The 1821-nt window shown below is 35.6% G+C and carries 3 protein-coding genes; 1 reads left to right on the forward strand and 2 read right to left on the reverse strand.

Going from position 1 to position 1821, the window contains the following annotated elements:
* Positions 1-158: 158 nt before the first annotated feature.
* Positions 159-614 carry a DinB family protein gene (locus AC1DJR_RS28495; RefSeq protein WP_477004101.1) on the reverse strand — a complete coding sequence of 152 codons (456 nt, stop codon included), beginning with the start codon at positions 612-614 and terminating at the stop codon, positions 159-161.
* A gap of 195 nt (positions 615-809) precedes the next feature.
* Between AC1DJR_RS28495 and AC1DJR_RS28500 the strand changes: the two genes are divergently transcribed.
* The gene (locus tag AC1DJR_RS28500) at positions 810-1301 is read left to right on the forward strand and encodes a DinB family protein (RefSeq protein ID WP_477004102.1); all 492 of its coding nucleotides are present in this window, start codon (positions 810-812) and stop codon (positions 1299-1301) included.
* Positions 1302-1415: 114 nt separating this feature from the next.
* Here the strand turns inward: AC1DJR_RS28500 and AC1DJR_RS28505 are convergent.
* The coding region (locus AC1DJR_RS28505; RefSeq protein WP_477004103.1) for a DUF2690 domain-containing protein at positions 1416-1821 on the reverse strand (406 nt) is incomplete at its 5' end.

Consider the following 1821-nt stretch of genomic DNA (forward strand, 5'->3'; position numbering starts at 1 on the left):
CCTTCAAGAAGTTCAACAACAAAAAGGATAGATAATAAATTATCTACCCTTTTTGTTTAGATATTATTGTGAAAAATAAAGTTGTAACTACTTACCCCTCAATTTTGACAAAACATCTGCGCTTTCTTATTTTATATACAAGTGAACTTTACCCAAAACTAAAGAGCCTTAATAATACGTTCCATCGCCTTCATTTGCCCAATATGATCTGCTTCATGATAAAGCATCATACCGTAAAGCTCACCAACTGTTTCCAACCCTAAAAATGGCTCTGGAAGTTTATTTTCAAATRCTTCTGCTGGMATTTCKTKAATRCGYTTYGCTTGKTCTTTTAATTGARCCGTTAACACTTCTAATGATGGTCCTTCTGTTTCCCATTTAGATGGTCTTGATCCATATCCAAACATACCTGGATATTCAGTTGGTAATTGTTTAAATTCTCTTCCAAACATGAAAGTTTCTGCTGCTGATAACACGTGACCAATATGCCAGCGGATTGTATTGTTAAAGCCCTTTGGCTGCGTATCCGCAGTTTTATCATCTAACGTTTCCATAAATTTAAGCAATGCCCCGCGCGTTATTTCAAATTGTTTCAAACCAACTATTCTATTCATTTTATTGCTCCCCTTTTTTATGTACAATTTATTATGAACTAAGAATGTTCAACTTATTAAAGTTTCACCTTGTTTAATCTATCAGAAACAATTAAGAAATACATCTAATATGCTTAATAAAAAGGTTCACTTCTCGTATATATAGAATTACTTACTACGCAAATGGTTTAGTAAACAAAAGAGGAGTGTAATGACATGATGGATGTTTTAAAACAACAATATAATCTTATTAGCTCTACAAGAGAAAATCTATTTACGTTTTTGGAAGAAATTCCACTAGAAAAATTACATAGCACCGTTCCGAATTTCGGAAGCGGCAGCATTATGAAGACGCATATTCATGTAGCCGATTGCTACCGATACTGGCTTGGGTCATTCGCATTCAAGCAAAAACGAGCAGATTTTTCATTCGCTAGTGATTATGAAATTGAGCATGCAGATGTCGAGAAAGTTCGTACTAGGTTTAAGTTAGTCGATGAGGTTGTAATACGTTTTTTAGATGAATACAATGACCGTTGGCTYGAAAATATAGCAAATGAAGTGAAATGGCAAAAAGAASCTTGGAGCACAACTCCGCTATGGCTWTTAACTCATRYGGARACACATGARTTYCATCATAAAGGKCAAATYGTATCAATGGCTCGYCACCTYGGATATACTCCTCCTGATACAGACCTTATTAGTTGATTCAAAGGCCCCGCGATTACCGAAAAGATTAGAATGAATACAGATCGAGCATGTTTTGAAAACCAATCAAAACATGCTCTTGAAATATGCTATCTTAAAATTTTTATAATATCATCAATACCAAATAGTCTCAGCATAATTATATGCATCGCTATTTGGAATGGCATGTTTCCCCTGCGCTTGCGCCTTTCTTGGATCTAAATCATATACCATTGGCGTATAGCATGATGTTTGCCCTTTATTCACAACACCATTTCCTCCAGCACTCCCACAAGTATATGCCTTTCCATCTGTTTTTCTTACGATTCTTGCATCAGCTTCGTTATTATATACTGCCGGGCGGGTTACAGTAACTTTTGCCCACGCTGTCTTACACGTCGTGCTAAATTTTAATTCCACATAAGAATTTGAATCAATCCACTTCTTTTCTTTCGTTACTGCTGATTGATCACAACTATTGTAATACGGACTTTTCCCATCATACGAATGGTCTTCTGCATATGCTTTATCACTATTGGTC

The sequence above is a fragment of the Bacillus sp. 05T31 genome (assembly GCF_056396725.1).